Origin of the sequence: Burkholderia sp. Bp9142 (genome assembly GCF_003853415.1) — a bacterium.
GTDB lineage: Bacteria > Pseudomonadota > Gammaproteobacteria > Burkholderiales > Burkholderiaceae > Burkholderia.
This window is the reverse complement of record NZ_QTPP01000011.1, coordinates 169,772-194,808: the sequence shown is the minus strand read 5'-3', so window position 1 is coordinate 194,808 and position 25,037 is coordinate 169,772. Positions and strand designations below refer to the sequence as shown.

Annotated in this window: 18 protein-coding genes and 1 riboswitch; of the genes, 8 read left to right on the top strand and 10 right to left on the bottom strand. The window is 69.4% G+C overall.

Features of this window, described 5'->3' with window-relative positions:
* Positions 1-130 precede the first annotated feature (130 nt).
* Positions 131-2,419, bottom strand: coding sequence for an FUSC family membrane protein (locus DIE22_RS15350; protein ID WP_124605438.1), 2,289 nt, complete (start codon positions 2,417-2,419; stop codon positions 131-133).
* A gap of 181 nt (positions 2,420-2,600) precedes the next feature.
* Between DIE22_RS15350 and recC the strand changes: the two genes are divergently transcribed.
* From recC to arfB, 4 genes are read left to right on the top strand one after another with little or no spacing between them, the layout of a single operon-like run.
* Complete coding sequence (recC, locus tag DIE22_RS15345) at positions 2,601-5,939, top strand: exodeoxyribonuclease V subunit gamma (protein ID WP_124605437.1); 3,339 nt, start codon at positions 2,601-2,603, stop codon at positions 5,937-5,939.
* On the top strand, positions 5,936-9,640 hold the full coding sequence (recB, locus tag DIE22_RS15340) for an exodeoxyribonuclease V subunit beta (RefSeq protein WP_124605436.1): 3,705 nt from the start codon (positions 5,936-5,938) through the stop codon (positions 9,638-9,640). Before recC ends, recB begins: the two co-directional genes overlap by 4 nt.
* Complete coding sequence (locus DIE22_RS15335; RefSeq protein WP_124499525.1) at positions 9,637-11,922, top strand: AAA family ATPase; 2,286 nt, start codon at positions 9,637-9,639, stop codon at positions 11,920-11,922. The genes recB and DIE22_RS15335 overlap by 4 nt, the downstream gene beginning before the upstream one ends.
* The gene (gene arfB, locus DIE22_RS15330) at positions 11,919-12,323 is read left to right on the top strand and encodes an alternative ribosome rescue aminoacyl-tRNA hydrolase ArfB (protein WP_124499526.1); all 405 of its coding nucleotides are present in this window, start codon (positions 11,919-11,921) and stop codon (positions 12,321-12,323) included. The genes DIE22_RS15335 and arfB overlap by 4 nt, the downstream gene beginning before the upstream one ends.
* A 52-nt stretch (positions 12,324-12,375) precedes the next feature.
* Here arfB and DIE22_RS15325 read toward each other — a convergent pair whose 3' ends face one another.
* The 5 genes from DIE22_RS15325 to thiC form a co-directional block, all read right to left on the bottom strand.
* Complete coding sequence (locus tag DIE22_RS15325) at positions 12,376-13,656, bottom strand: EAL domain-containing protein (protein WP_124499527.1); 1,281 nt, start codon at positions 13,654-13,656, stop codon at positions 12,376-12,378.
* A gap of 463 nt (positions 13,657-14,119) precedes the next feature.
* On the bottom strand, positions 14,120-15,046 hold the full coding sequence (locus DIE22_RS15315; RefSeq protein ID WP_124499528.1) for a DMT family transporter: 927 nt from the start codon (positions 15,044-15,046) through the stop codon (positions 14,120-14,122).
* 144 nt (positions 15,047-15,190) lie between these two features.
* On the bottom strand, positions 15,191-15,448 hold the full coding sequence (locus tag DIE22_RS15310; RefSeq protein WP_124499529.1) for a hypothetical protein: 258 nt from the start codon (positions 15,446-15,448) through the stop codon (positions 15,191-15,193).
* 227 nt (positions 15,449-15,675) lie between these two features.
* Positions 15,676-15,891 carry a glycine zipper 2TM domain-containing protein gene (locus DIE22_RS15305; RefSeq protein WP_124499530.1) on the bottom strand — a complete coding sequence of 72 codons (216 nt, stop codon included), beginning with the start codon at positions 15,889-15,891 and terminating at the stop codon, positions 15,676-15,678.
* 245 nt (positions 15,892-16,136) lie between these two features.
* On the bottom strand, positions 16,137-18,068 hold the full coding sequence (gene thiC / locus DIE22_RS15300; protein ID WP_124605435.1) for a phosphomethylpyrimidine synthase ThiC: 1,932 nt from the start codon (positions 18,066-18,068) through the stop codon (positions 16,137-16,139).
* 124 nt (positions 18,069-18,192) lie between these two features.
* A riboswitch (TPP riboswitch) is annotated at positions 18,193-18,309 on the bottom strand.
* Positions 18,310-18,577: 268 nt separating this feature from the next.
* Here thiC and DIE22_RS15295 point away from each other — a divergent pair.
* The 3 genes from DIE22_RS15295 (at position 18,578) to DIE22_RS15285 (ending at position 20,411) form a co-directional block, all read left to right on the top strand.
* Positions 18,578-18,856, top strand: a complete 279-nt coding sequence (locus tag DIE22_RS15295; RefSeq protein WP_124499532.1) for a pentapeptide MXKDX repeat protein — start codon at positions 18,578-18,580, stop codon at positions 18,854-18,856.
* Positions 18,857-18,960: 104 nt separating this feature from the next.
* Positions 18,961-19,593 carry a cytochrome b/b6 domain-containing protein gene (locus tag DIE22_RS15290; protein WP_124499533.1) on the top strand — a complete coding sequence of 211 codons (633 nt, stop codon included), beginning with the start codon at positions 18,961-18,963 and terminating at the stop codon, positions 19,591-19,593.
* Positions 19,594-19,622: 29 nt separating this feature from the next.
* A complete protein-coding gene (locus tag DIE22_RS15285; RefSeq protein ID WP_124499534.1) occupies positions 19,623-20,411 on the top strand; it encodes a molybdopterin-dependent oxidoreductase in 789 nt (262 codons plus the stop codon).
* A gap of 47 nt (positions 20,412-20,458) precedes the next feature.
* Here DIE22_RS15285 and DIE22_RS15280 read toward each other — a convergent pair whose 3' ends face one another.
* Positions 20,459-20,740: a helix-turn-helix domain-containing protein gene (locus DIE22_RS15280; protein WP_124499535.1), complete on the bottom strand. Its 282-nt coding sequence runs from the start codon at positions 20,738-20,740 to the stop codon at positions 20,459-20,461.
* On the bottom strand, positions 20,737-21,090 hold the full coding sequence (locus DIE22_RS15275) for a type II toxin-antitoxin system RelE/ParE family toxin (RefSeq protein WP_124499609.1): 354 nt from the start codon (positions 21,088-21,090) through the stop codon (positions 20,737-20,739). Before DIE22_RS15275 ends, DIE22_RS15280 begins: the two co-directional genes overlap by 4 nt.
* Positions 21,091-21,582: 492 nt before the next feature.
* Here DIE22_RS15275 and DIE22_RS15265 point away from each other — a divergent pair, with 492 nt between their 5' ends.
* Entirely contained in the window at positions 21,583-22,746 is a 1,164-nt protein-coding gene (locus DIE22_RS15265; protein ID WP_124605434.1) for an EamA family transporter, read from the top strand.
* A gap of 24 nt (positions 22,747-22,770) precedes the next feature.
* On the opposite strand, the gene DIE22_RS15260 is transcribed toward DIE22_RS15265, so the two are convergent.
* Both DIE22_RS15260 and DIE22_RS15255 read right to left on the bottom strand, forming a co-directional pair.
* The gene (locus DIE22_RS15260) at positions 22,771-23,970 is read right to left on the bottom strand and encodes an MFS transporter (protein WP_124605433.1); all 1,200 of its coding nucleotides are present in this window, start codon (positions 23,968-23,970) and stop codon (positions 22,771-22,773) included.
* 234 nt (positions 23,971-24,204) lie between these two features.
* Entirely contained in the window at positions 24,205-25,029 is an 825-nt protein-coding gene (locus DIE22_RS15255; RefSeq protein WP_124605432.1) for a phosphodiesterase, read from the bottom strand.
* Positions 25,030-25,037 lie beyond the last annotated feature (8 nt).

Sequence of the window (25,037 nt, the reverse complement as noted above, 5' to 3'; positions counted from 1 at the left end):
GCGGAATCGGGCGTGGGGCCGTCGCGGGCCGTGCGGGGCGGGCGGGTCATGCTTCGGAAGGGGGAGCGGGGGGAGCGCCGCCGGCCGGCCCGCTTGCGTGCGCGGCCGGCGGCGGGACAGCGTCATGCCGTCATGCGGGCAGGCGAATGACGCTCGCGTCCTTGCGGATCAGCAGCGACGACGCGAGCATCTGCTTGCACTGGTGCGCGAGTACCTTCAGGTCGTGCGTGAGCTCGGCGCCCACCGCATCGGATTTTTCCGCGGACACGACCATCGCGTCGAGGTCGCGCGTGATCTGCTTCGTCGCATCGAGCTGGTCGGCCGGCGGCGGCTCGCCGGCTTCCGCTTTCTCGAGGTTTTCCAGCACGGCGGACAGGCCGCGGCGCAGCGCGTCGTCGTGGACGAGGTTCTCGTCGGCCCTGCGAATCAGCGGCGCGGCGGCGGTGATCTGCGCGCCGAGCACGTGCGTCTGCACGAGCAGGTCGTTCAGCTCCGGCACGAAGCGCTGGTGCGCCTTCGGCTCGATCATCATCCGCTGGAACGCCTGACCGAGGTTCGCGAACGCGATGTGCACGTCCTTGCGCGCGAGGCGGTAGCGGTAGTCGTCGTCGAGGGCGGCGGCAGCGGCAGGCGCTTCGATCGCCGCGGCGACGCCCGGCACGACCGCCGCGCCGTCGGCGGCCGGCACGGGCGGCGGCGATGCGCCGCGCCTGGCGCGCCAGACGGCCTCGAAATACTTGCGGGTCGACGTCAGCGTGTCGGTGACGAGCTTGCCCATCAGCCGGTATTCCCAGTACGGGAACAGGCGGCTCGCGGCGATCGCGATCATGCAGCCGACCACGGTGTCGATCGCGCGCTCGCCGATGATCCGCATGCTGCCCGGCGCGAGCAGGTGGAACATCAGCAGCACGTACGACGACGTGAACACGACACTCGCCGCGTAGTTGAACAGCAGCAGGCTGTAGCTCATCACCATTGACCCGAACATGATCGCGATGAGCAGGTGCGGCTCCTTCACCGTGTAGATCAGCGCGATGCTCGCCGCGCAGCCGATCAGCGTGCCGACGATACGCTGCGCGTTGCGCTGCTTGGTCAGCGAGTAGCCGGGCTTCAGGATGATGATGGTCGTCATCACGATCCAGTATGCGTTCGTGAGCGGCAGCAGCCGGCCGAGCCAGAAGCCGACCGCGACCGCGATCGTCACGCGCAGCGCGTGGCGGAGGCTCGGCGAGCGCATGTTCAGGTTCGAGAAGATCAGGAGCGGCGACATCCGGCGCCGCTGCAGGAAGCGCGTGAGCGCCTTGTCGATCTTCAGTTCGGTCTGCTGCGGGTCGGCATGGCCCGACAGGTTGCGGCGCATCCGGTCGATCAGGCGCGTGGCGCTCCAGATGCGCCGGAACGTCGCGAGCACGGCCGCGTACGCTTCCGCATTGCTGGCCGGGAAGTTCTTCTTGCGCATCAGCTCGATCTCGTACTCGATCGCGCGCAGTTCGGCCTTCACGCTGATCCGCGAATGCGGCGCGCGGTTCTCGAGAACCGCGAGGCCGATCTCCTCGAGATCGGCGGCCGCCTTGCAGATCAGGTCGCGATAGAAAATGATCAGGTCCGAGCCGCCGAACGTGTTGCGCACGAGCGGGTAGTCGGTATGCGCGCCGACGAACAGCTCGTGCAGGTCGACGCTGTTGATGAACAGGTTGTACATCGTCGTGCGGCCGGGATCGAGCTTGCCGCGGCGCAGCTTCGGCAGGTTGCGCAGCACGATGTCGCGCGCGGTTTCCTGCGTTTCGACCGCGGTGATCTGCTTCGCGACGAGATTGCGGTAGCACTCGTCGAGATCGGCGTCGAGATCATAGAACTGCGCGCGCGCGAGCAGGTAGTCGGCGCATGCGAACAGGCTTTCGGCGAGCGCCTGCTGCTCGATCCGGCGCGCCTGCCATTGCGACACGAGCGTCGCCCAGTACGTGTACCAGAGGCCGCCCGCGAGAATCCAGCCCGCGTTGATGAGCGCCTGCAGCGGCGTGAACTTCTCCTCGAGCGTCATCACCATCATGAACAGCGTCGCGAAGCTGATCTGCGGCCAGCGGTTGCCGTAGACGACGATCAGCGACAGCACGAACGTGAGCGGCACGATCGTCAGCCACAGCGCGAAGATGTTCGGCGTGGCGAGGCCGGTCGCGAGCGCGGCCAGGAAGCCGATCACGCTGCACGCGAGCATTTCGTTGTGCTTGTACTTCAGCGGGCCCGGCATGTCGACGACGCACGCGCCGAGCGCGCCGGTCGAGATCGTGAAGCCGAGCTCCCGGTTGTGAAACACGATCAGGCACAGCACGGCCGGCAGCGACACGCCGACCGCGATCCGCAGGCCGCCGAAAAAGTACTGGCTGTAGAAAAACTTTCTGATTTCGACCGAATAGCGCATCGATGAGCTGAATGACAGACGAAGACGCCCGGGGCGGCGTATTGACTGGCGACGAGTCTATCGTATTTCGCGGTCCGCAAAAGCTGGCCGTTCGGACGAGGTTCGTCGCGACGGACCTTTTGCTATCCTTGGTGCTCCCGTTCGCCCGGTCCGGCCGGCGCGAGGCTTCGACACCCGCTTCATGCTCCATCTCTTCTATTCGAACCGTCACGAAACGCTGGCCGACGCGCTGCTCGACGACCTGGCCGCGTTCCCGGCCCGCAACGGCCCGTGGGCGCCGCAACAGGTCATCGTGCCGAGCGCCGCGCTGCGCCGCCGTCTCGAGCTTGACATCGCCGCGCGCCACGGCGTGTGCGCGAACGTCGAGTTCACGTATCTCGCACAATGGCTGTGGGCGCAGATCGGCCGCGTGCTGACGGTGCCCGCGCGCTCGCCGTTCGCACCCGACCGCCTCGTATGGCGCTGCTACCGGTTGTTCGCGCAGGCCGCGGGCGGCGCGCCGTGGCTCGCATCGCCGCGGCTGGCCGCGTATCTGTCCGCGTCCGACGACGCGATGCGCCACGAGCTCGCACAGCGCGTCGCGGCCGTGCTCGATCACTACCTGACCTATCGGCCCGAATGGCTGGCCGCGTGGCAGGCCGGCGAGTCGGTGCTCGCGGGCGACGCCGCGCCGCGCGGAATCAGCGATGCCGCACGCGACGACGAGCACTGGCAGGCCGCGCTGTGGCGCGCGCTGCTTGCCGAGCTGAGCGAAAGCGGCACGCCGCCCGCGCATCGCTTCCTCGTGGAGGCGCGCAACCTCGGTCCCGAAACGGTCGCGCGCGCCGACTGGCCGGAGTCGGTCAGCGTGTTCGCGCTGCCGACGATGCCGCCGCTGCACGTCGCGCTGCTGCGCGAGCTGTCGCGGTGGATCGACGTGCGCGTCTATGCGCTCAACCCGTGCCGCGAATTCTGGTTCGACATCGTCACCGCCGCGCATGCCGAGGCGCTCGACGCGGCCGGCCGGCTCGACTACCAGGAAGTCGGCCATCCGCTGCTCGCGGAGTGGGGGCGGCAGACGCAGGCGCAGCTGCACATGCTGCACGAACTGACGGAAAGCGCCGCGTCAGGCGATGCATCGCGTTTCGTCGGGAATTCCGCGCCGACCTGGCTCGCGCGCGTGCAGAACGCGATCCTCGACCTGCAGCCGGAGGCCGAACTCGGCGAAGTGCCGGTCGAGCGCGGGATCGAGGTGCACGTGTGCCACAGTCTCGCGCGTCAACTCGAGGTGCTGCATGACCGCCTGCTCGCGTGGTTCGACGCCGACGCGACGCTGCAGCCGTCCGATGTGCTGGTGGCGGTCGCCGATCTCGCGGCGGCCGGGCCGCTGATCGATGCCGTGTTCGGCACGGCGGGTGCCGGGGGCGCGCGCGTGCCTTACCGGATCACCGGCCTGCCGCCGTCGCAGGCGAACCCGGTCGCGCGCGTGCTGCTCGAATGGCTCGCGTTGCCGGAGCGGCAGGTCGGCGCGCCGGAACTGGTCGAATGGTTGCGCGTGGACGCGGTGGCGGCCCGTTACGGCATCGACGCAGCCGCGCTCGAGACGGTGCAGACCTGGCTCGCGGCCGCCGGCGCGCGGCGCGGGCTGTCGCCGACGGCGAGCGACGATGCGGCGGTGCCCGCGCCGCGCCATACGTTCTCCGACGCGCTCGCGCGGCTCTTCCTCGGCTACGCGATGCCCGAAGGCGCGGCACCGGTCGGCGCGTGGCTGCCGATCGAGGCGGCCACCGGCAGCGAGGCCGAACTGCTCGGCCGGCTCGCGCGCTTCACCGATGATCTCGACGGCTTTGCGCGGCGGCTCGCCGACGCCCACACGCCGCGCGCATGGAGCGAACTGTTTGCCGACACGCTCGCGCGGTTTTTCGACTCCGGCGCCGCGTACGCCGATGCGCTCGCGGGTGTGCGCGACGCGCTCGACGCGATGCTCGCCGCGATGACCGAAGGCGCACCCGACGAGGCGTTGCCCGCGGCCGTCGTGCGCGCGGGGCTGGCAGCCGCGCTCGACGATCCGGCGCGCGGCGGGGTGCCATGGGGCGGCGTCACGTTCTCGTCGCTGACGAGCCTGCGCGGGCTGCCATACCGCGTCGTGTGCCTGCTCGGGATGGACGACGGCGTGCTGCCGAGCCTCGCGCGCGCGGACGAGTTCGACCTGATGGCCGTCTTGCCGAAGCTCGGCGACCGGCAGCGCCGCGACGACGAGCGCAACCTGTTCCTCGACCTGTTGCTCGCCGCGCGCGACCGGCTGCTGATTGCCTATACGGGGCGCAGCATTCGCGACAACGCACCGTTGCCGCCCGCGGCGCTCGTCGACGAACTGCTCGACCATCTCGCACTCGTCACGGCCGGCGCGGACGCCGCGCCGGACGCGGTCGATGCCGCGCGGCGCGCGTTCATCGTCGAGCATCCGCTGCAACCGTTCGCGGCCGAGTATTTCCGGCCCGGCAGCGAACTGGCTTCGTACGACGCCGAGCGCGCGACGCTCGCGTCGCTGCTGGCGGCCGAAGCCGCGCGCGATGCGACGCGCGAGCAGCCGTTCTTCGCGCAGCCGCTGCCGGCCGAGCCGGTGGAGCCCGTCGCGTTCAGCGAATTCGAACGCTTCTGGCGGCATCCGGCCCGCGCGCTGCTGCGTGCGCGGCTCGGCATCGTGTTGTCCGACGCGCAGGCGGAACTGCTCGACACGGAGCCGTTCGCACTCGACTTCGCCGGCAGTGACGCACTCGCCGAGCGCGTGCTGCCGCTGCTGATCGAATCGGATGAAGGCGGCGTGCACGATCACGCGCTGCGCATCGCGGACGCCAGCCCGGAACTGCCGGGCGGCGCGACGGGTGCCGTCTGGCGTGACCAGGCGCTCGGCTCGATGACGCAGCTTGCGTCGAACGTGCGCCGTGCGCTGGCCGACGGCATGGAACGGCGGCCGTTCACGCTCGCGATCGCGCCCGCATGGCCCGACACCGACCAGGTGCTGTTCGGCGCCGATGACGCGATGCTGTCAGGCGACGCGGTGAGTGCGCCGCTCGAACTGCACGGCACGCTGAACCGGCTGACGCCGGCGGGTCAGGTCATCTATCGCTATGCACGGCCGAGCGCGCGTGACTACCTGTCTGCCTGGCTCGCGCATCTCGTCTATTGCGCGGTGGAGCCCGAGGGGCCGCGCCGCACGCTGTGGTTTGGCAGCGGCGGCGCCTTCGAACTCACGCCGGTCGCGGCACCGCTCGAGCGTCTCGCGCCGCTCGCGGCGCTGTTTCGCGCGGGGCGGCGGATGCCGCTGCGGTTTTTCCCGCGCAGCGCATGGGCGCGCATTTCCGACGGCGAGGCGAAGGCCGCGAGCGTCTGGATCAACGAGCGCGTGGTGAGCGAAGCCGACGATCCGGCCATCGCGATCGCGTGGCGCGGCGCCCATCCGTCGCTCGACGAGCCGTTCGGCACACTCGCGCGGCTCGTGTTCGAGCCGATGCTGGAACATCTGAAGGAGGTCGCATGAGCGCCGCATCCCCGCCGCAGGCGGCGCTCGAACTCGACGTGTTCGCGTGCCCGCTCGACGGCGTCAACCAGATCGAGGCGTCGGCCGGTACCGGGAAGACGTGGAACATCTGCGCGCTGTACGTGCGCCTGCTGCTCGAGAAGGATCTCGGCGCGGATGAAATCCTCGTCGTGACCTTCACGAAGGCGGCGACCGCCGAGCTGCACGAGCGGATCCGCGGGCGGCTCGCGCAGCTCGCGCATGCGCTCGATACCGGCGACGACGGCGGCGATCCGTTCGTCGCGCGCCTGCTCGAGACGACGCTCGGCGAAGCCGGCACGCTCGACCCCGAGACCGCAGCGAAGCGGATCCGGCGCGCGCTGCGCGCGTTCGACCAGGCGGCGATCCACACGATCCACGCGTTCTGCCAGCGTGCGCTGCAGGAAGCGCCGTTCGCGGCCGCGATGCCGTTCGCGTTCGACATGCAGGCCGACGATGCGGCGCTGCGCTTCGAGCTCGCGGCGGACTTCTGGCGCACGCGCGTCGAACCGATGGCCGCGCGCTGGCCCGGCTTCGCGACGTGGCTCGTCGATTCGGGCGCGGGCCCGGCCGCTCTCGACGCCCAGCTCGCGCGCCGGTTGAAGAAGCCGCTGGCCGCGCTGCGCTGGGACGGCGTCGTCGAACCGGACGAATCGGCGGAGGCCGCTGCCGCCGAATGTTTTGCGGAGGCCGCGCGGATGTGGGCCGACGAGCACGACGCGATCGACGCGGTGCTGCGCACCGCGCAGCCCGCGCTCAACCAGCGCTCGCACAAGCCCGACGCGGTCGCCGATGCGCTCGGCGCGTGGTCCGCGCATTTTGCCCAGGGCGATGCGACTGCCGCGCTGCCGAAGGCGGCGCTCAAGCTCACGCGCACCGCGCTCGCGAAGGCGACGAAAAAGGGCGGCGTGCCCCCCGAGCACGCGTTCTTCGACGTGGCCGACGCGCTCGAAGCGGCGGTGGCCGCGGCCGAGGCCGCGCAGCGTGCGCGCTGGCTCGCGCTGATCGCCGACTGGCTCGACACGGCGCCGGGCGAGCTGGCTGAACGCAAGCGTACGCGTCGCGTCGTGTCGTTTGACGACCTGCTCGCGAACCTGTATCACGCGCTGCATGCGCACCCGTGGCTCGCCGAGACGCTGCGCGCCCGCTATCCGGCCGCGCTGATCGACGAATTCCAGGATACCGACCCGCTGCAGTTCGCGATCTTCGACCGGATCTTCGCGCCGGGCGGGCCGCTCTTTCTCGTCGGCGATCCGAAGCAGGCGATCTACAGCTTCCGCGCGGCGGATCTGCATACCTATCTTGCCGCGCGGGCAAGCGCGAGCGCGTGCTATACGCTCGCGGTCAACCAGCGCTCGACGCCGGCGATCGTCGACGCGTGCAACCGCTTCTTCATGTCGAACCCGCGCGCGTTCGTGCTCGACGGGCTCGACTATTACGCAGTGCGGGCCGGCACGCGCATGCGTGCACCGTTCGTCGACGCAACCGATCCGGGCCCGGCCGGCGATTTCCGGATCTGGGCGCTGCCGGGCGGCGACGGCACGCTGCTCAAGCGCGACGCACAGGCGCAGGCTGCCCAGGCGTGCGCGGCCGAGATTGCCCGGCTGATGCGCGGCGCGCGCGAAGGGCATGCGCGGCTCGGCGATACGCCGCTGTCGCCGGGCGACATCGCGGTGCTGGTGCAGACGCACCGGCAGGGCAGTCTCGTGAAGCGCGTCCTTGCCACGTGGGGCATCGGCAGCGTCGAGCTCGCGCAGGCGTCGGTGTTTTCGACCGGCGATGCGGAGCAGCTCGAGCGCGTGCTGGCGGCGATCGATGCGCCGGGCGACCTGCGGCGCCTGCGCGCGGCGCTGGCAGCCGACTGGTTCGGCCTCGATGCGGGGGCGCTGTGGCGGATGGAGCAGGGCGACGGCGACGCGTCGCGCGAAGCGGCGGACAGCACGGACGCGATGAGCTGGGTCGAGCGCTTCTCGCGCTATCGGCTGCTGTGGCGCGAACGCGGCTTCGCGGTGATGTGGCGCACGTTCACGCGCGAGCTGCGCATCGCCGAGCGGCTGATGGCCGGCGCGGACGGCGAACGCCGCGTGACCGACATCAACCATCTGGCCGAATTGACGCAGGCACGCGCGTCCGCGCAGCCGGGTATCGCGCCGACGCTGCGCTGGCTTGCCGCGCAACGGCTCGATGGCGGCGGCGAGGAAGCGCAGCTGCGTCTCGAATCCGATCGCAACCTCGTGCAGATCGTGACCGTGCACAAGTCGAAGGGCCTGGAATACGCGGTCGTGTTCTGTCCGTTCCTGAACGACGGCGGGCTGCGCGAGCCGCCCGCGTCGGGGTTGCCGGACGCGCGTGAGTATCACGACGACGCGGGCGACGCCGTGCTGCATTACGGGTGCGACGACGAAGCCGCGGCGCATGCCGCGCGCCAGGCGCTGCGTGAACAGGCGGCGGAACGCGCGCGGCTCGTCTACGTGGCGCTCACGCGCGCGGTCTATCGATGCTACCTCGTCGCCGGGCCTTATCTGTCGTCGCGCTCGACCCGCGAGGCGCGGCGCAGCGTGCTGAACTGGCTCGTGGCCGGCGCAGGCCAGTCGTTCGACGCGTGGCTCGACGAGCCGCCCGACGAAGCGGCGCTCGACGCCGCGTGGCAAGCGCTGGCGGGTGGCCCCGTGAGCGTTGCGCCGGTGCCGGTGCCGGCGCGTCGCGAACGGCTCGCGGCCGGCCACGATGCATCGCAGGCGCTCGCGGCACGCCATGCGACGCGCGTGCTGCGCGACGCGTGGCGGATGGCGAGCTTCAGTTCGCTGACGGCGTCGATGGCGCGCGAGGAGGCGGGCGTCGCGGTCGTCCCGGACGACGAGCTGCGGCCCGATCACGATGCGCTTGCCGCCGTGGCGCCGGACGGCGCGTTCGTCGTGCCCGACATGGTCGCGGCCGAGCCGCCGGATGACGACATCCTCGTGTTTCCGCGCGGTGCGGCAGCGGGCGAATGTCTGCACCGCCTGTTCGAACTCAGCCGGTTCACGGAGCCCGATTCGTGGCATCGGGCCGCGCTCGGCGCGCTGCATGACCGGCCGGTCGAGGCCGAGCCCGAACTCGCGACGCGCCTGCCGGCGATGATGGCGCGGCTCGTCGACGATGTCGTGCGTACGGAGCTCGTGCCGGGCATGCGGCTTGCGGATCTCGATCCCGCCAAGCGGCTCGACGAAATGGGTTTCCTGTTCCCGGTGCCGTCGCTCGAGCTGGGCGCGCTGCGCCGGCTGCTGGTCGCGCACGGCTATCCGGACGTTGCACTGGACGCGGGCATGCTCGCCGGTTTCATCAAGGGTTTCATCGACATGATCGTCGAACACGACGGCCGGTTCTGGATCGTCGACTGGAAGTCGAACCATCTCGGCAATACGCCGGATGCCTATGGCCCGCGCGCGCTCGACGCCGCGATGGCTGATCACGCGTATCACCTGCAGGCGCTGCTCTATACGGTCGCGCTGCATCGCTATCTGCGCGGGCGGCTGCCCGACTACGACTACGACACGCATATGGCGGGCTACCTGTACCTGTTCGTGCGTGGCGTGCGGCCCGACTGGCGCAGCGGCGGCGAACCGGCCGGCGTGCATGCGCGCCGGCCCGCGCGCGAACTCGTCGACGCGCTCGACCGGATGATGGAAGGGGGCCGCGCATGAACGTGTCCGACGATACGCTCGAATTCACCGGCGGCCTCGCCGCGCGCCTGCCCGAGCCCGCGGATTTCGGCATCGCGCTTGCGGAAGGATTCGCGCGGCGCATCGGCGACCTGTCGCGTCGCGCGGGTGCGCCAGCCGCGGCCGCGCGCTGGGCGGCGCGTGCCGCGTTCGCGACGAGCCGGGCGACCGCGGGCGGTCACGTGTGCGTGTCGCTCGGCGCGCTCGCGCAGCGCTACGAGGAGCCGGTCGACGACGTGCGCGCGGCGCTCGCCGCCAGCGGCGTGGTGGCGTTCGGCACGCTCGCGCGCGGCGACGAGCGGCCGCTGATCGTCGACCGGCACGACCATCTGTATCTGTCACGCTATTTCGACTACGAACGGCGGCTCGCCGATGCGCTCGTCGCGCAGGCCGGCGTCGCCGCACCGGGCGACGCGCTGTCGCCCGACCGGTTGCGCGACAGTCTCGCGCGTTACTTCGGGCCCGCGACGGGCGAAGTGGACTGGCAGCGCGTCGCGGCGATCGTTGCGCTGACAGGGCGCGTGACGATCGTCAGCGGCGGCCCCGGCACCGGCAAGACGACCACGGTCGTCGGTGTCCTGGCGTGTCTGCTCGACGCGCATCCGGGGCTGCGCATCGCGCTGGCGGCACCGACCGGCAAGGCCGCGCAGCGGATGCAGGAAGCGCTGCACGCGCGGGCGGGCGACCTGCCGCCGGAACTGGCCGCGCGCCTGCCCGACACGTCGTACACGCTGCATCGCCTGCTGGGCGGCGGCGGAGCGGCGGGCTTCCGCCATCATCGCGACAATCCGCTGCCGTACGACCTGATCGTCGTCGACGAGGCGTCGATGATCGACGTCGCGCTCGCCGCCCATCTGCTCGATGCGCTTGCGCCCGGCGCACGGCTCGTGCTGCTCGGCGACAAGGATCAGCTGGCCGCGGTCGAGGCCGGCGCGGTGTTCGCCGAACTCAGCGCACGGCCGACGTTTACCGCCGCCGCACGCATACGCATCGCGGATGCGCTCGGGATCGACGAAGCGGCCTTCGTCGCGGCGTTGCCGGTGCTGGACGGCGAGGCGCCGGCGGCCGTTGCCGCTCCGGCTCCGGCTCCGGCATCCGCGCCGTTGTCGGCGACCGCGATGCGCAAGCAGCCGGCGCGGCGGAACGTGGATACGCGCCAGGCGTCGCTGTTCGATGACGACCTGCAGGACGAAGCGTTGTCCGCTGCCGATATCGCGCCGCCGGCCGCTTCGTTGCCGACTGCGGCGCCTGCACCGACCGCTACCGACAGCGTCTCGGCGGCCGCCGATCCTGCGTGGATCGAGGTCGACGAACTCGCGTGGCTCGACGCGGTCGAGCTCGCGCCATTCGAACCGGCCGATGCGGCGCTTGCGTCGACCGTCGCAACGCGAGCCGACGATATCGCCGCCGCGTCTCCCGCGCCCGCACCGCTTGCAGACTGCGTCGTCTGGCTCGAACGCAATTACCGTTTCGGTCTCGATTCGCCGATCGGCCGCCTGTCGCTCGCGATCCGCCGCGGCGACGTGCAGGCCGCGCTCGATGCGTTGCCGATGGACGATACCGCTGCCGCGTCGTTTCATGACGACGCGGGTGATGCGCTCGCGGCATCGACGGTCGAGCGGCTTGCGCGCCGGTTCGGCGCATACCTCGACGCATTGCGTACCGCGTTGTCCGAGCCGGTGCCCGATCCGTTGCCCTTGTTCGACGCGCTCAACCGCTTCCGGATCCTGTGCGCGACACGCACCGGCTCGCGCGGCGCCGAGCACGTCAATGCGCTGGTGGCCACGCACGTGAGACATGCCGCACGCGTGCCGCTCGCGGTCGGCGCACACTGGTTCACCGGGCGGCCGATCATGGTGACGCGCAACGACTATGCGCTCGGGCTGTTCAACGGCGACATCGGCATCGCATTGCCGGACGCGCACGGCGTGCTGCGCGCGTGGTTCCGCCGCGCGGACGGCACCGCGCGCGCCGTGTCGCCCGCCGCGCTACCGCCGCACGAAACGGCGTTCGCGCTGACCGTCCACAAGTCGCAGGGCTCCGAATTCGACGAGGCCGCGCTCGTGCTGCCGGCGTCGTTCGGGCGGGTGCTCACGCGCGAGCTCGTCTATACGGCCGTCACGCGCGCACGCACGCGCGTGCAGGTGATCGGTCCGCGGCGCGTGCTCGCGCAGGCGGTCGCGACGCGCACGCAACGCGATTCGGGCCTGGCGGCCCGTGTCGACGAGGCGCTCGCGCGGCGCCGCAAGGAGACGTCGCGATGATGATCCGCTACACGCTCGATCCGGCCGAAGTCGAATGGACCGCCGTGCGCGCGCAGGGCGCCGGCGGACAGAACGTCAACAAGGTGTCGAGCGCGATTCACCTGCGTTTCGACATCCGCGCGTCGTCGCTGCCGCCCGTCATCAAGGAACGGCTCCTCGCGCTGTCCGACCAGCGCATCACGCGCGACGGCATCGTCGTGATCAAGTCGCAGGAATACCGCACCCAGGAGAAGAACCGCGAGGCAGCGCTCGCGCGGCTCGATGCGTTGATCGGCAGCGTCGCGTTCACGCCGCGTGCGCGCGTCGCGACGCGGCCGACGCGCGCATCGAAGGAGCGGCGGCTCGAACACAAGTCGCGGCGCGGCATGGTGAAGTCGGGAAGAGGGAAGGTGATTGACTGACGAAACGCCGAACCGGGCGGCGCGGCGGGCGGATCCATACCGCCCGCGCCTGCTACCGCATCACGGTGCCCGCGCTGTCTAGCACGAAGTCGACGCAGAACACGACGAGGCGGCTTTGCGCGCGAATCGCGACGGCCGCGGTATAGCAGTCGCGGCCTTCGGTCAGCGAGAAGTGCGGGCCCATCAGCGCGACACGCCCCGGCGCCGCGATCGCGCGCTGGAAGTACGGGCGGCGCGACCAGTTGCTGTGCGTCTCCGGGAACAGCGGCGCGAGCCGCGTGCCGCTCGCCTGGCCGCCCTCCGGGGGCGCGCCGATCGACGGCAGGAACTGTTCGCCGATCTCGTCCGTGACGAACACGCGGCGCGCGGCCGGCACCGTGAATACGCGCTGCGCGGCATCGTTCAGGTTCCCGCTCGCGGAAAACGCGGCCGCGCCGGCGAGCACGAGCCGCTCGATCGCGTCGAAGCCCGGCTGCTCGGCGATCGCCGGCACATGCCGATGCGCGATGAAGCGTTGCCACGCGGCATCGAGCATCGCGGGCGCCGCAGCGCTCGCATGTGCGATCGATGCATCGGGCTGGCCGAACTGGAAGCCCTGGACGAAGTCGATATCGGCCTCCATCAGCGCCTGCAGCGCGTCGTCGCTTTCGACGCCCTCGGCGAGCACCATCGCGCCGGCCTGGTGGAGCATCGATACCAGGTGATGCATGATGCGGCGATCCTCGGCGGACCAGGTCGCGCGCTCGACGAGCGAGCGGTCGAGCTTGACGATATCGGGCCGTGCGCGCCATACGCGGTCGAAATTCGAGAATCCGGTGCCGAAATCGTCGATCGCGATCAGGAAGTCGCGATGCTGGATCATGTCGATCGTGCGGGCGAGCGCGGCTTCGTCGCGCGCCGGCTGCTCGATGACTTCCAGCACGATGCGGTTCGGCGGCAGTGCGAAATGCCGGCACAGTGCCTCGACGAATTCGCGCTGTACGAGGCCCGAATCGAGCACGCGCGGCGTCACGTTCAGGAACAGCCAGCCGTCGCCGATACCTTGCGCGACGAAGTTGGCCGTGTGCAGGCAGCGGGCGAGCCGGTCGAGCAGCAGTGCATCGGCAGCCGCGCGCGTCCTGTCGAACAGCGCGACCGGCGAAACCAGCGTGCCGTTCTCGTCCACGACGCGCAGCAGCGCTTCATAGCCGACCACGCGCTTGTGCGTGATCGACAGCACGGGCTGAAACACGCTGCGCAGCGTCGTGTCGCGAAACGTGGCGATCCAGCCGCTGGGCGTCGGCGTGAGGCGTTCGAGCAGGGAGTCGAGCGAGAGGTCGCGGGAGGGCTTCATGTCAACGATGCCCTGGGGCGATCGGGGGAGCGGTGTCGTGACGCCACGCCGAAGCCGTCGCACGCGCAGGTGGACGTGAAAGAACGTGGAGCATCGTAACCGCCTTCTGCGGATGAGTGTTCCGAGTGTAACGGGAATGGCGCGGCGCGCGTATCAGGGTAACTCCAGACGCAAACGCTACACCGACGCGTGGACGGGGCTGTCCGCCCCGTTCAACGCGCAACGGCCGCCAATCGTGCACGCAGCGACGGCGCCACGTGTGCCGCGTGCATTGCGTGCGAAGAATGCGGGGATTCGGAGAACCGGGGAAGCCGGCCGGCTGCGCAACCGTGCGCGGTCATCTGCATCGGGTGATAAACGAGATGCTCCGGCGCGCACCGGTCGGCGGGCGGCGCTTGAGGACCGGCAGCCGGCGCGTCGCGGGAAACCGGGCAACCGGCGGGGCGCCGGCCCCGCATGCCGCTCAGGTTGCTTCGCCGCCGCGCGGGCGGAGCCCGGGAATCCGCTTGATCACGCCGGTCGCAAGCGCGGTGCCGACGAGCACGATCGCGCAGCCTTCGATCATCACGACCGATACGTGTTCGCCGAGGAACAGCGCGCCCCACAGCAGGCCGAACACCGGTATCACGAACGTCACGGTAATCGCGCGGGCCGGGCCGACATGCGCGATCAGGTAAAAGAAGATGAAATACGCGATGCCCGTACAGGCGATGCCGAGCGCGAGCACGGCACCCCACGCATGCGTGCTGACGGCTGCTGCGGGCCACGTCGCGATCGCGAACGGCAGCAGCAGCACGGTCGAGCCGATCATGCTGCCGGTCGCGTTGACGAGCGGATCGACGCCGCTGAGCTTGCGCTTCGTATAGTTGGCCGCGATGCCGTACAGCAGCGTCGCGCCGAGCGCGGCGGCGGCGGCCAGCGCGGTCGCGCCGGCGCCGGTGCTGCCGTGCGCGTTCGCGATCTGATCCCAGACGAGCGTGAGCACGCCGGCAAAGCCGATCACGAGGCCGATCGCGCGCGGCAGCGACAGCTTGTCCTTCAGCCACAGGTAGGCGACGAGCGCGCCCCACAGCGGTGTCGTCGCGTTGATCACCGAGGTCACGCCGGCCGATAGCGTCAGTTCGGCATAGGCGAACAGGCAGAACGGCGCGCCCGAGTTCAGTACGCCGACGACGAACAATGGCCACGCGTGCCGGCGCAGCCGCGCGCCGAGGTCGGCGGGCTTGAAACGCGTCAGCGCGAGGCCCGTCAGGAACAGCGCGCCGATGCCCACCCGCAGCGCCATCAGCGGCGCGACGCCGAATTCGGCGACGCCGATCCGGATGAACAGGAACGACGCACCCCACAGGGCGGCGAGGACGGTCAGCAGAAAGGCGTTCTTGGGCGACATCGGGCGTGGCAGGCGAGGGGGACGGGATGCGGTGAATCTTACACCGCGTTACCGCGCCTTCGTTTCATGATCGGATGAAACGACAAGAAACGGGAAATCCGTTTTTCCGCCGACGCGAACCGCCCGGGCGGCCGGCGCGGCCGCTCAATGATGGCGCCAGCCGCCGTGTCCGCCGCGTCCGCCGAAACCGAAGTTCAGCGACAGCGCGGGGCCCCAGTAGCCGCCCCATGCAGGGGCATAGGCAGGGGCCGGATAGTAGTACACGGGGCCGGGGTCGACATACACGGGCGCGGGCTGTACCGGCGCCGCCGTGTAATAGCCGGACGGATAGTAGCCGTAAGGGTAATAACAGCCGGCGAGTGTCGCACACGCGAGCACCGCGGCGACGAGGGTCCTGTTCATGATGTTTCTCCGGCGGCGCCGGCAATCGGCAGATGCTTAAGCTTAGGACGCACGGCGATGACACGGTGTGCAAAACGGTAACGGATCATTTCCGTGCATCGCCCTGCGCGCCCGGACGACTGCTGCCGCCAGACGCGAAAAGACGCGAAAACGGCGCTTCCGCACCGCGGAAACGCCGTCAGGCCGAAACTGAAGCGTGCCGCCCGTCGCGCGGGCGCCCGGCCGGCTTACTTGCCGATCTGGTTGCCGATGATGCCGCCGGCTGCCGCGCCACCCAGCGTCGACAGCGCGTTGCCGCCGATCGCCGCGCCGGCTACGCCGCCGACACCCGCACCGATTGCCGTGTCGCGCTGGCGCCGTGTCATCGAATCGCAGGCCGACAGGCTGGCCACCGTCGCGACGAGCAGAGCGCATACCCCAAAACGCCGAATCGAGTAACTCATGATCGTTGTCCTTGTGGTGGTGAACGGGAGGGCGCACGACCGGCTGACGGCCGCGCATGACCCCAATCTACCCGCCGTCCCGACGCGCTGCTGTAAGGACTTGTTAAGGCTCGGACGGTTTCGTAATCAATTGTTTCCCTTGCGCCGGCGGGCACGCGGCATGCACGCGGATGCAAAAAAGCCCGCTCGAAAGCGGGCTTCGTGCAGTGCGTCACGAGGCGGTCCGTGCAGACCGCCGCGTTCGCTTACTGACGGTGATAGATTTCGGCGCCGGTCTTCACGAACTCGACCGCCTTGACTTCCATCCCCTTCTTCAGCGCCTCGCTTTCCGATACGCCCTGCTGCGCCGCGAACTCGCGGACGTCCTGCGTGATCTTCATCGAGCAGAAGTGCGGGCCGCACATCGAGCAGAAGTGCGCGACCTTCGCCGAATCCTTCGGCAGCGTCTCGTCGTGGAATTCGCGCGCCTTGTCCGGATCGAGGCCGATGTTGAACTGGTCTTCCCAGCGGAACTCGAAACGCGCCTTCGACAGCGCGTTGTCGCGCACCTGCGCGCCGGGGTGACCCTTGGCGAGGTCGGCCGCGTGCGCGGCGAGCTTGTACGTGATGATCCCTTCCTTCACGTCGTCCTTGTTCGGCAGCCCGAGGTGTTCCTTCGGCGTCACGTAGCACAGCATCGCGGTGCCGAACCAGCCGATCATCGCGGCGCCGATGCCCGACGTGATGTGGTCGTAGCCCGGTGCGATGTCGGTGGTCAGCGGCCCGAGCGTGTAGAACGGCGCTTCCTTGCACCAGTCGAGCTGGAGATCCATGTTCTCCTTGATCAGCTGCATCGGCACGTGGCCGGGGCCTTCGATCATCACCTGCACGTCGTGCTTCCACGCGATCTGCGTGAGCTCGCCGAGCGTCTTCAGTTCGCCGAGCTGCGCTTCGTCGTTCGCGTCGTAGATCGAGCCGGGGCGCAGGCCGTCGCCGAGCGAGAAGCTCACGTCGTACGCCTTCATGATCTCGCAGATCTCTTCGAAGTGTTCGTACAGGAAGCTTTCCTTGTGATGCGCGAGGCACCACTTCGCCATGATCGAGCCGCCGCGCGACACGATGCCCGTCATCCGGTTCGCGGTGAGCGGCACGTACTGCAGGCGCACGCCCGCGTGGATCGTGAAATAGTCGACGCCTTGCTCGGCCTGCTCGATCAGCGTGTCGCGGAAGATTTCCCAGGTGAGATCCTCGGCCTTGCCGTTGACCTTTTCGAGCGCCTGGTAGATCGGCACCGTGCCGATCGGCACCGGGCTGTTGCGGATGATCCACTCGCGCGTTTCGTGGATGTGCTTGCCGGTCGACAGGTCCATCACCGTGTCGCCGCCCCAGCGGATCGCCCACGTCATCTTGTCGACTTCCTCGCCGATCGACGACGTGACGGCCGAGTTGCCGATGTTCGCGTTGATCTTCACGAGGAAGTTGCGGCCGATGATCATCGGCTCGGATTCCGGGTGGTTGATGTTCGCGGGGATGATCGCGCGGCCGCGCGCGATCTCGTCGCGCACGAATTCCGGCGTGATCTCGGCGAGCGCGTTCGCGCCGAAGGCCGCGGCGCCGAACGCCTGGCCCGGATGCTGGCGGCCCATCATCGCGGCGAGCTTCGCGCCGTTCGGGCCGCTCGACTTCAGGCTCTCGATGTACTCAGCGCGGCGCTGGTTCTCGCGGATCGCGATGTATTCCATTTCCGGCGTGATGATGCCCCGACGCGCATAGTGCATCTGCGTGACGTTCTTGCCGGCCTGTGCGCGGCGCGGGTTGCGGTGCAGGCCCGGGAAGCGCAGGTCGGCGGTGGCCGGGTCGGCCGCGCGCTCGAGGCCGTACTGGCTCGACAGGCCGTCGAGCACTTCGGTGTCGCCGCGCGCTTCGATCCAGCGCTGGCGCAGCGCGGGCAGGCCCGCGCGGATGTCGATCTTCGCGTCCGGATCGGTGTAGGGGCCCGACGTGTCGTACACGTAGATCGGCGGATTCTTTTCGCCGCCGAAGCCGGTCGGCGTGTCGGCCTGCGTGATTTCGCGCATGGGCACGCGGATGTCGGGCTGCGAGCCGGTTACATAAACCTTTCGCGAATTGGGCAGCGGCGCGACGGCAGCGGCGTCGACATGGGCGTCGGCGGACAGAAACTTCGGATTGGCGTTCATGCAATCTCCTGTATGAGCGCCGGACAGGCGCGTCGGCGCTTGCCCGGAGCCCTTGACGAATGTGGGGCTCGAGCTAAGCAGGAGACGAGGCTTGGTGAGGCGGCGGATTTCGTCAGAGGGATGGCGGCGAAATCCGTACGCTTCCCTGCGCTGGCATTATCCAGATCAGGTTCAAAGGGTATTTCTCACCCGCAATGCCGGTTGTTTGACCGAACGCATTGCAGGACCCCCGCGTTAGCAGCGCACACGATACACTGGCTTGGCGGCGGTTTCAACCGGGAGAGGATCGGCTGTCCCGGTGCGGCCGCAGCATGGCGGGCGGCGCGATGGCCCGTCGAAATGGCAGTGTGCGTTGCCGCGGCATGGTCCGAAGGATCGACCGGCAGCGGCGAAGCGGTGCAACATGGCGCGCTTTCACGCGACCTAAAAAAAATTTCCGCAGCGGCTGTCATTTCCCGCGACGTCGTCCGTCTATTCGGCTCCTTGAACCCATGTTTTGGAGAGATGTCATGAAAAAAATTCTGATCGCCGCCTGCGTTGCCGCTTGCGCCACGGTCGCCTCGGGCGCGTATGCGCAGAACGATGCGATGTCGAAGGACAGCTCGTCGATGTCGAAGGACGCGATGGGTCACGACGCGATGGCGAAGGATGCGATGGGCCATGACGCGATGGCGAAGGATGGCGCGATGAAGAAGGGCGCCATGAAGAAACATGCGATGAAGAAGGACGCGATGGGCCACGACGCGATGGGCAAGTCGTCGGGCGACAAGATGGCGCCGTCGAACTGACGGAGGCCGGGCAGCGCGCGCGGCCGGCGCGTGTGCTGCACGACGGCCGCCCGCCCGCGTCTCGTTCTGTCTCGTCTCGCCGACTCGTTCCGGGAGTCTTCATCATGCAAACCGTTCCCGCCACCGGCCGTGCGGCCGCCACGCCGCCCGCACGCCCGATCCATCCGCTGTGGGTACGCGTGAGCCACTGGCTCAACGCGCTCGCGGCGATCCTGATGGTGTTGTCCGGCTGGCGCATCTACGACGCGTCGCCGATCTATCCGCCATTCGTGTTTCCGCACGGCATCACGCTCGGCGGCTGGCTCGGCGGCGCGCTGCAATGGCATTTCGCGGCGATGTGGCTGCTCGTCGGCAACGGGCTGTTCTACCTGACGATGTCGATCGCGACCGGACGCCTCGCGCGCAAGATGCTGCCCGTCACGCCGGCGTCCGTGTGGCGCGACGTGCGCGCCGCGTTGCGCGGCCGGCTCGCGCACGACGATTTGAGCGTCTACAACGCGGTGCAGCGTGCCGCGTACCTGGTCGCGATCGTCGATCTGATCGTGCTGGTGCTGTCCGGGCTGACGATCTGGAAGTCGGTGCAGTTTCCGCTGCTGCGCGAACTGTTCGGCGGTTACGACAACGCGCGCGTCGTGCATTTCTGGGCGATGTCGCTGCTCGTCGCGTTCTTCGTCGTGCACGTCGCGATGGCGCTGCTGGTGCCGCGCTCGCTGCTCGCGATGCTGCGCGGGCGCTGACCGGTCAACTCCGGGTGAAGGAAATCATCATGTCGGAATCCGAATACAAGCGCGACGGTTCGCGCTGGACGCTCGACCGCAAGTCGCTCGAGCTCGACGTGCGCCGCGAGCTGGAGATGCCGTCGCGGCGGCTGTTCAACCGGCGCATCCTGACGCTCGGCGGGCTGACGATGCTGACCGGCTGCACGCTGCACGACGATGCGTCGGTCAATACGTTCCTCGAGAAGGTGTCGCGCATGAACGATCGCGTGCAGGCCTGGCTGTTCAGCGGCGAGCGGCTCGCGCCGACCTATACCGAAGCCGACATCACGCGGCCGTTCCCGTTCAATGCGTATTACGGCATCGACGATGTGCCGCACGTCGATGCGGCGACTTACCGTCTCGTGCTGTCGGGCCGCGTGACGGGCAAGCGCGTGTGGACGCTCGACGAGCTGTATGCGCTGCCGCACGCGGAGCAGATCACGCGGCACATCTGCGTGGAAGGGTGGAGCGCGATCGGCCGCTGGGGCGGCACGCCGTTCGGCGCGTTCCTGGCGCGCACCGGCGCCGATACGCATGCGAAATACGTCGGTTTCAAATGCGCGGACGACTACTACGAAAGCATCGACATGCCGACCGCGCTGCATCCGCAGACGCTGCTCGCATTCGACTACGACGGCCATCGCCTGCCGCCGGAATTCGGTTTCCCGATGAAGCTGCGGATGCCGACCAAGCTCGGTTACAAGAATCCGAAGCACATCATGGAAATCTTCGTGACCGATACCTACCCGGGCGGCTACTGGGTCGATCAGGGGTACAACTGGTTCGGCGGATCGTGAGCGACGGGGCGTGCCCGCACGCGCCCGCTGTCGTGCTTCGCGGTGCGTTACGCGGATGCGCGCACCTGCAGGTCGACGCGCAGGCCGACGGCCGCCGCCATGTTCACGAGCGCGTCGAGCCCGAACAGGTTGATCTTGCCGCGCAGCAGATCGGACACGCGCGGCTGCGTGACGCCCAGCCGTTGCGCGGCCTGGGCCTGGCTCAGTTCGAGCTGCGCGATGCGCTGCTTGAGCGCGATCATCAGTTCGGAGCGCAGCTTCATGTTCTCGGCCTCGGCCGGCTGGCCCTCGATTGCGTCCCAGACGCTCGCATGGCGTTCGTTGCTCATTGTTTCCTCTCCATTATCAGTGCCCGATAGCGCCGGGCGGCCAGTTCGATATCGGCCTGGCAGGTGCGTGCCGATTGCTTGCGGAAGCAGTGCAGCACGTAGATCGCGTCCGCGAAGGTCGCGACGTAGATGATCCTGAATGCGCCGCTCGCATCGCGCAGGCGTATTTCCCGCACGCCGGGGCCGACGGTGCGCATCGGCTTCCAGTCGTCGGGTGCCAGGCCGCGCTGCACCTGGTCGATCTGGTGGCCGGCTTCGCGGCGCGCCGGCAGCGGAAAGCCGCGAAGCGCGTCCAGCGCGCTGCCGACGAAGACAACCGGCTTCGGCGGAAGGATGGTGGAATTATACAAAATCTTGTATGAAAGGTGTGCAGGTCGAATGAGCGAAACGTCGGCGGCCGGACGGGCAGGCCGACCGTCACGATAAGCGCGAAGCGAGACCTGAAGCGCATGACTGGCCATCAGGCCGAGGTATCGATCGCGATCGTGCGGGAAGGGGGAGCAGGGCACCCGAGACGCCGGCGCAGCGCATGTCCGGCCCCGGATTTCGCCCGCCGGCGGCGCGATAATGTCGCGCCGAAACGTCAGTCGATATCCTTTCAGACTGGTCCGACGATGCTTTTGAATCCTTGATGCCATAATGCCGAGCGTGTGTGGACGAAGCCGTTTGCGCACGTTTTTCGACCCTCTGCCGCCGCCTGCCGGTTCTCATTCGTCGTCGTTCGTCCTGCCATGTCGTTCCGCACGTTCGTCTCCGCCTTCCTGACCCCGTCAGGGTCGTTTGCCGGCCTCGCCGGCGTCTTTCAGCGGAGCACGCGACACATCGTGCGGGTGGGCTGAACGATGACCCCGCTCGACCGTCTTCTCGATTTCCTCGCCCGCCTGCCGATCCGGATCCGCCTGCCGCAAAGCCGCGGCGGCCGCGTCGCACTGGCGCTGGTATTCATCTATTTCGTCTGGGGTTCGACCTACAGCGGCCTGCATTTCGCGCTGCAGTCGTTCCCGCCGCTGCTGCTGTCGGGGCTGCGCAACCTGCTCGGCGGGATCGGCCTGTTCATCTTCGCGCTGCGGCGCAAGCCCGAATGGCCGACGCTGCTGGAAATCCGCAATTCGGCGATCGTCGGCACGATGCTCGTCGCGCTGTCGTCCGGCACGATCGCGCTCGGGATGCGCACGGTCAGCAGCGGCTCGGCCGCGGTGATGGTCGCCACGGTGCCGCTGTTCGCAACCGTGATCGCGGCGGTCGCCGGGCGCCCGGTGACGAAGGGCGAGTGGGCGGCCGTCGCGCTCGGGATGGTCGGCATCGTCGTGCTGAATTCGGGCGGCGCGGCCGCCGCGAACTCGGCGCTCGGCACGATCTGCGTGCTGGCCGGCGCGCTGTTCTGGGCGGGCGGCGCGCATCTCGCGACGCGGCTCAAGCTGCCGTCGGACCTGTTCCTGTCGACGTCGTTGCAGATCGGCCTGGGGGGCCTGATGTCCACGATCGCCGCGTGGCTGATGGGCGAGCGCATCGAGCAGGTCGCGGCGGGGCCGGTGTTCGCGTTCGTGTACCTGATGGTGTTCTGCACGATGGCCGCGTATGTCGCGTACGGGTACCTGATTCGCCATACGAGCCCGATCATCGCGAGCAGTTGCATGTACGTGAACCCGATCGTCGCGGTCGCGCTTGGCGCGCTGATGCTCGGTGAACCGGTGACGACGGCGACCGTGGTCGCCACCGTCGCGATCCTCGGCAGTGTCGGGTTGTCGTTCGTGTTCGATCCCGCGCGCCGGCCAGCGGCGCGTGCGGCGGCAGACGCTTCGCCGGCCGCCGCGGCGGCGGGTGCGGCGTCCGGACCGGACCCGGCCGCGATGCCGGATCCGGCGCCGATCCTCGCGCCTTCCGCGGTCCCGCTTGCGGTGCCGGCGCCGGCCGCCGTCGTGGACCCGGCCGCGGTCATGGATCCGGCGCCGGCATTCACGCCGCCGCCTGCCGATGCACCTGCCGTGTCGCGCGCCGACGCGTGACGCCTGCGCGCGACACCGCCAGGTTCAGCCGCGCCGTGCTCCACGATGGTGGGACCAGCCGGCGAGCGCGGTAAACAGCAGTCCGGCCGAGCACATGCCGATCCAGCCGAACGCGCGCCACGCGGCGACGCCGACCGACGAGCCGAACGCGCCGCCGATGAAGTAGCACACCATGAACACGGTGTTGATGCGGCTGCGCGCCTCGGGCTTCAGCGCGTAGATGCGCGACTGGTTCGAGATCTGCGCGGCCTGCACGCCGACATCCAGCACGATCACGCCGATCACGAGCCCGACGAGGCTCGCGCCCGACAGCGCAAAAATCACGAACGACGCGGCGAGCAGTGCGATCGAGAGCGAGATGATCGCGCGCGGGCCGCGCTTGTCCGCGAAACGGCCCGCGTGCGGCGCGGCCAGCGCACCCGCGGCGCCGACGATCCCGAAGAGCCCCGCAGCCTGCGGGCCGAGATGGAACGGCGCGCCGGCGAGCAGCAGTGTCAGCACCGGCCAGAACGCGCTGAACGCGGCGAACAGCGCGGCACCCGTCAGAGACGCCTCGCGCAGCCCGCGCAGTTCGACCGCCAGGTGCCACATCGAGCCGAGCAGCTTGCCGTACGACAGCGTCGACGTCGGCGAACTGCGCGGCAGTCGCAGCACGATCACCGTGGCCAGCGCCACGAGCGCCGCGACCGATGCACCGAACACCGCCCGCCAGCCGAAATATTCGGCGACGAAGCCGGCGGCCGTGCGCGCGAGCAGGATGCCGAGCAGCAGGCCGCTCATCACCGTGCCGACCGCATGCCCGCGCTCGGCGGGCGGCGCGATCTCGGCCGCGAACGGCACGGCCTGCTGCGCGGTCGTCGCGAGCACGCCGATCGCGAGGCTCGCGGCGGCGAGTACCGCCAGCGACGGCGCGGCCGCAGCCACGATCAACGCGATCGACAGGCCCGCGATCTGCATCAGGATCAGCCCGCGGCGATCGAAACGATCGCCGAGCGGCGCGAGCAGGAACATGCCGGCCGCATAGCCGAGCTGCGTCGCGGTCGGCACCGCGCCGATCCACGACGCGCCGTCGGGGAAGGCCGAGCGGAAGCTGTCGAGCAGCGGCTGGTTGTAGTAGATGTTCGCGACCGACACGCCCGCGATCGTCGCGAGCAGCAACAGCAGGCTGCGCGAGTAGTGGGGCGAGGCGGCGTCGGTCGGACGGTCGGTGGAGGCGGCGGACATGGCGGCAACGGAACGGAGTGGGGCGGCGTGGCGCGCGGCGCGGCGTCGGTTGCGCAGGTGGCCGGGCGCCGATCGAGGCTGCCGATCATACCGGAGCACCGTGAATCCTGCCGGCCGGGCGACTCGGCGGTGCGACCGGCGCGAGCGGCACGTGACGGGCCGCTATCGGCCGCGATGAGCCGCAACGGGCCGCGATCGCCCGCAGCCGCCCGTCATCGCGCGCGCCGCGCGCCGTCAGTCGACCAGTTCCCCGCTCGGTTCATAGAACGGATAAGGCCCGTCGCCTTCGTCCACATAGACGTGATGGGATGTCATCCCCGTTTCCGGTGAATGGAAGTGCACCGCGAACGCGGGCGGCTCGAGCCGGAACGCGGACGGCGCGTCCGCGCGCAGGTCGAACGCAACCTGATGCGCGGGCGCCGGCACGGCCGACGCGAGCGTGCCGCCGAAGCGCGTGAACATCGTACGGTGCACGTGGCCGCACAGCACGCGCTCGACGTTCGGATAGCCGCGCAGCAGCGCATCGAGCTTCGCGGCGGCGGCGGGCGCGAGGCGCAGCGCGTCCATGTGCCCGATTCCGGACGCGAACGGCGGATGATGCAGCGCGACGATCACCGGCCGGTCGCGCGCGGCGTCGAGCTGCGCGGCGAGCCACGCGAGCCGCGCCTCGCACAGGTCGCCGTGGCTCGTGCCGGGCACCTGCGAATCGAGCGCGAGCACGCGCACGGCGCCAACGTCGAGCGCGTATTGCACGAAATCGCCGCCCTGCAATTCGGGGCGATCGGCGAATGCGCGGCGCAGCCCCTCGCGATCGTCGTGATTGCCGACCATCAGGTAGTACGGAATCTCGAGCGGCGCGAGCAGGTCGCGCAGATGGCGGTACTCGTCGTCGTGGCCGAAGTCGGTCAGGTCGCCCGTGACGAGCACCGCGTCAGGGCGCGGCACCAGCGCGTTCAGCTTCGCGATGCAGCGCGCGAGCGCGGCGGCCGTGTCGACGCGCCGGTACGCGAGCTGGCCCGGGCGCTTGATGTGAAGATCGCTGATTTGAGCAAGCAGCATCGTCGTTC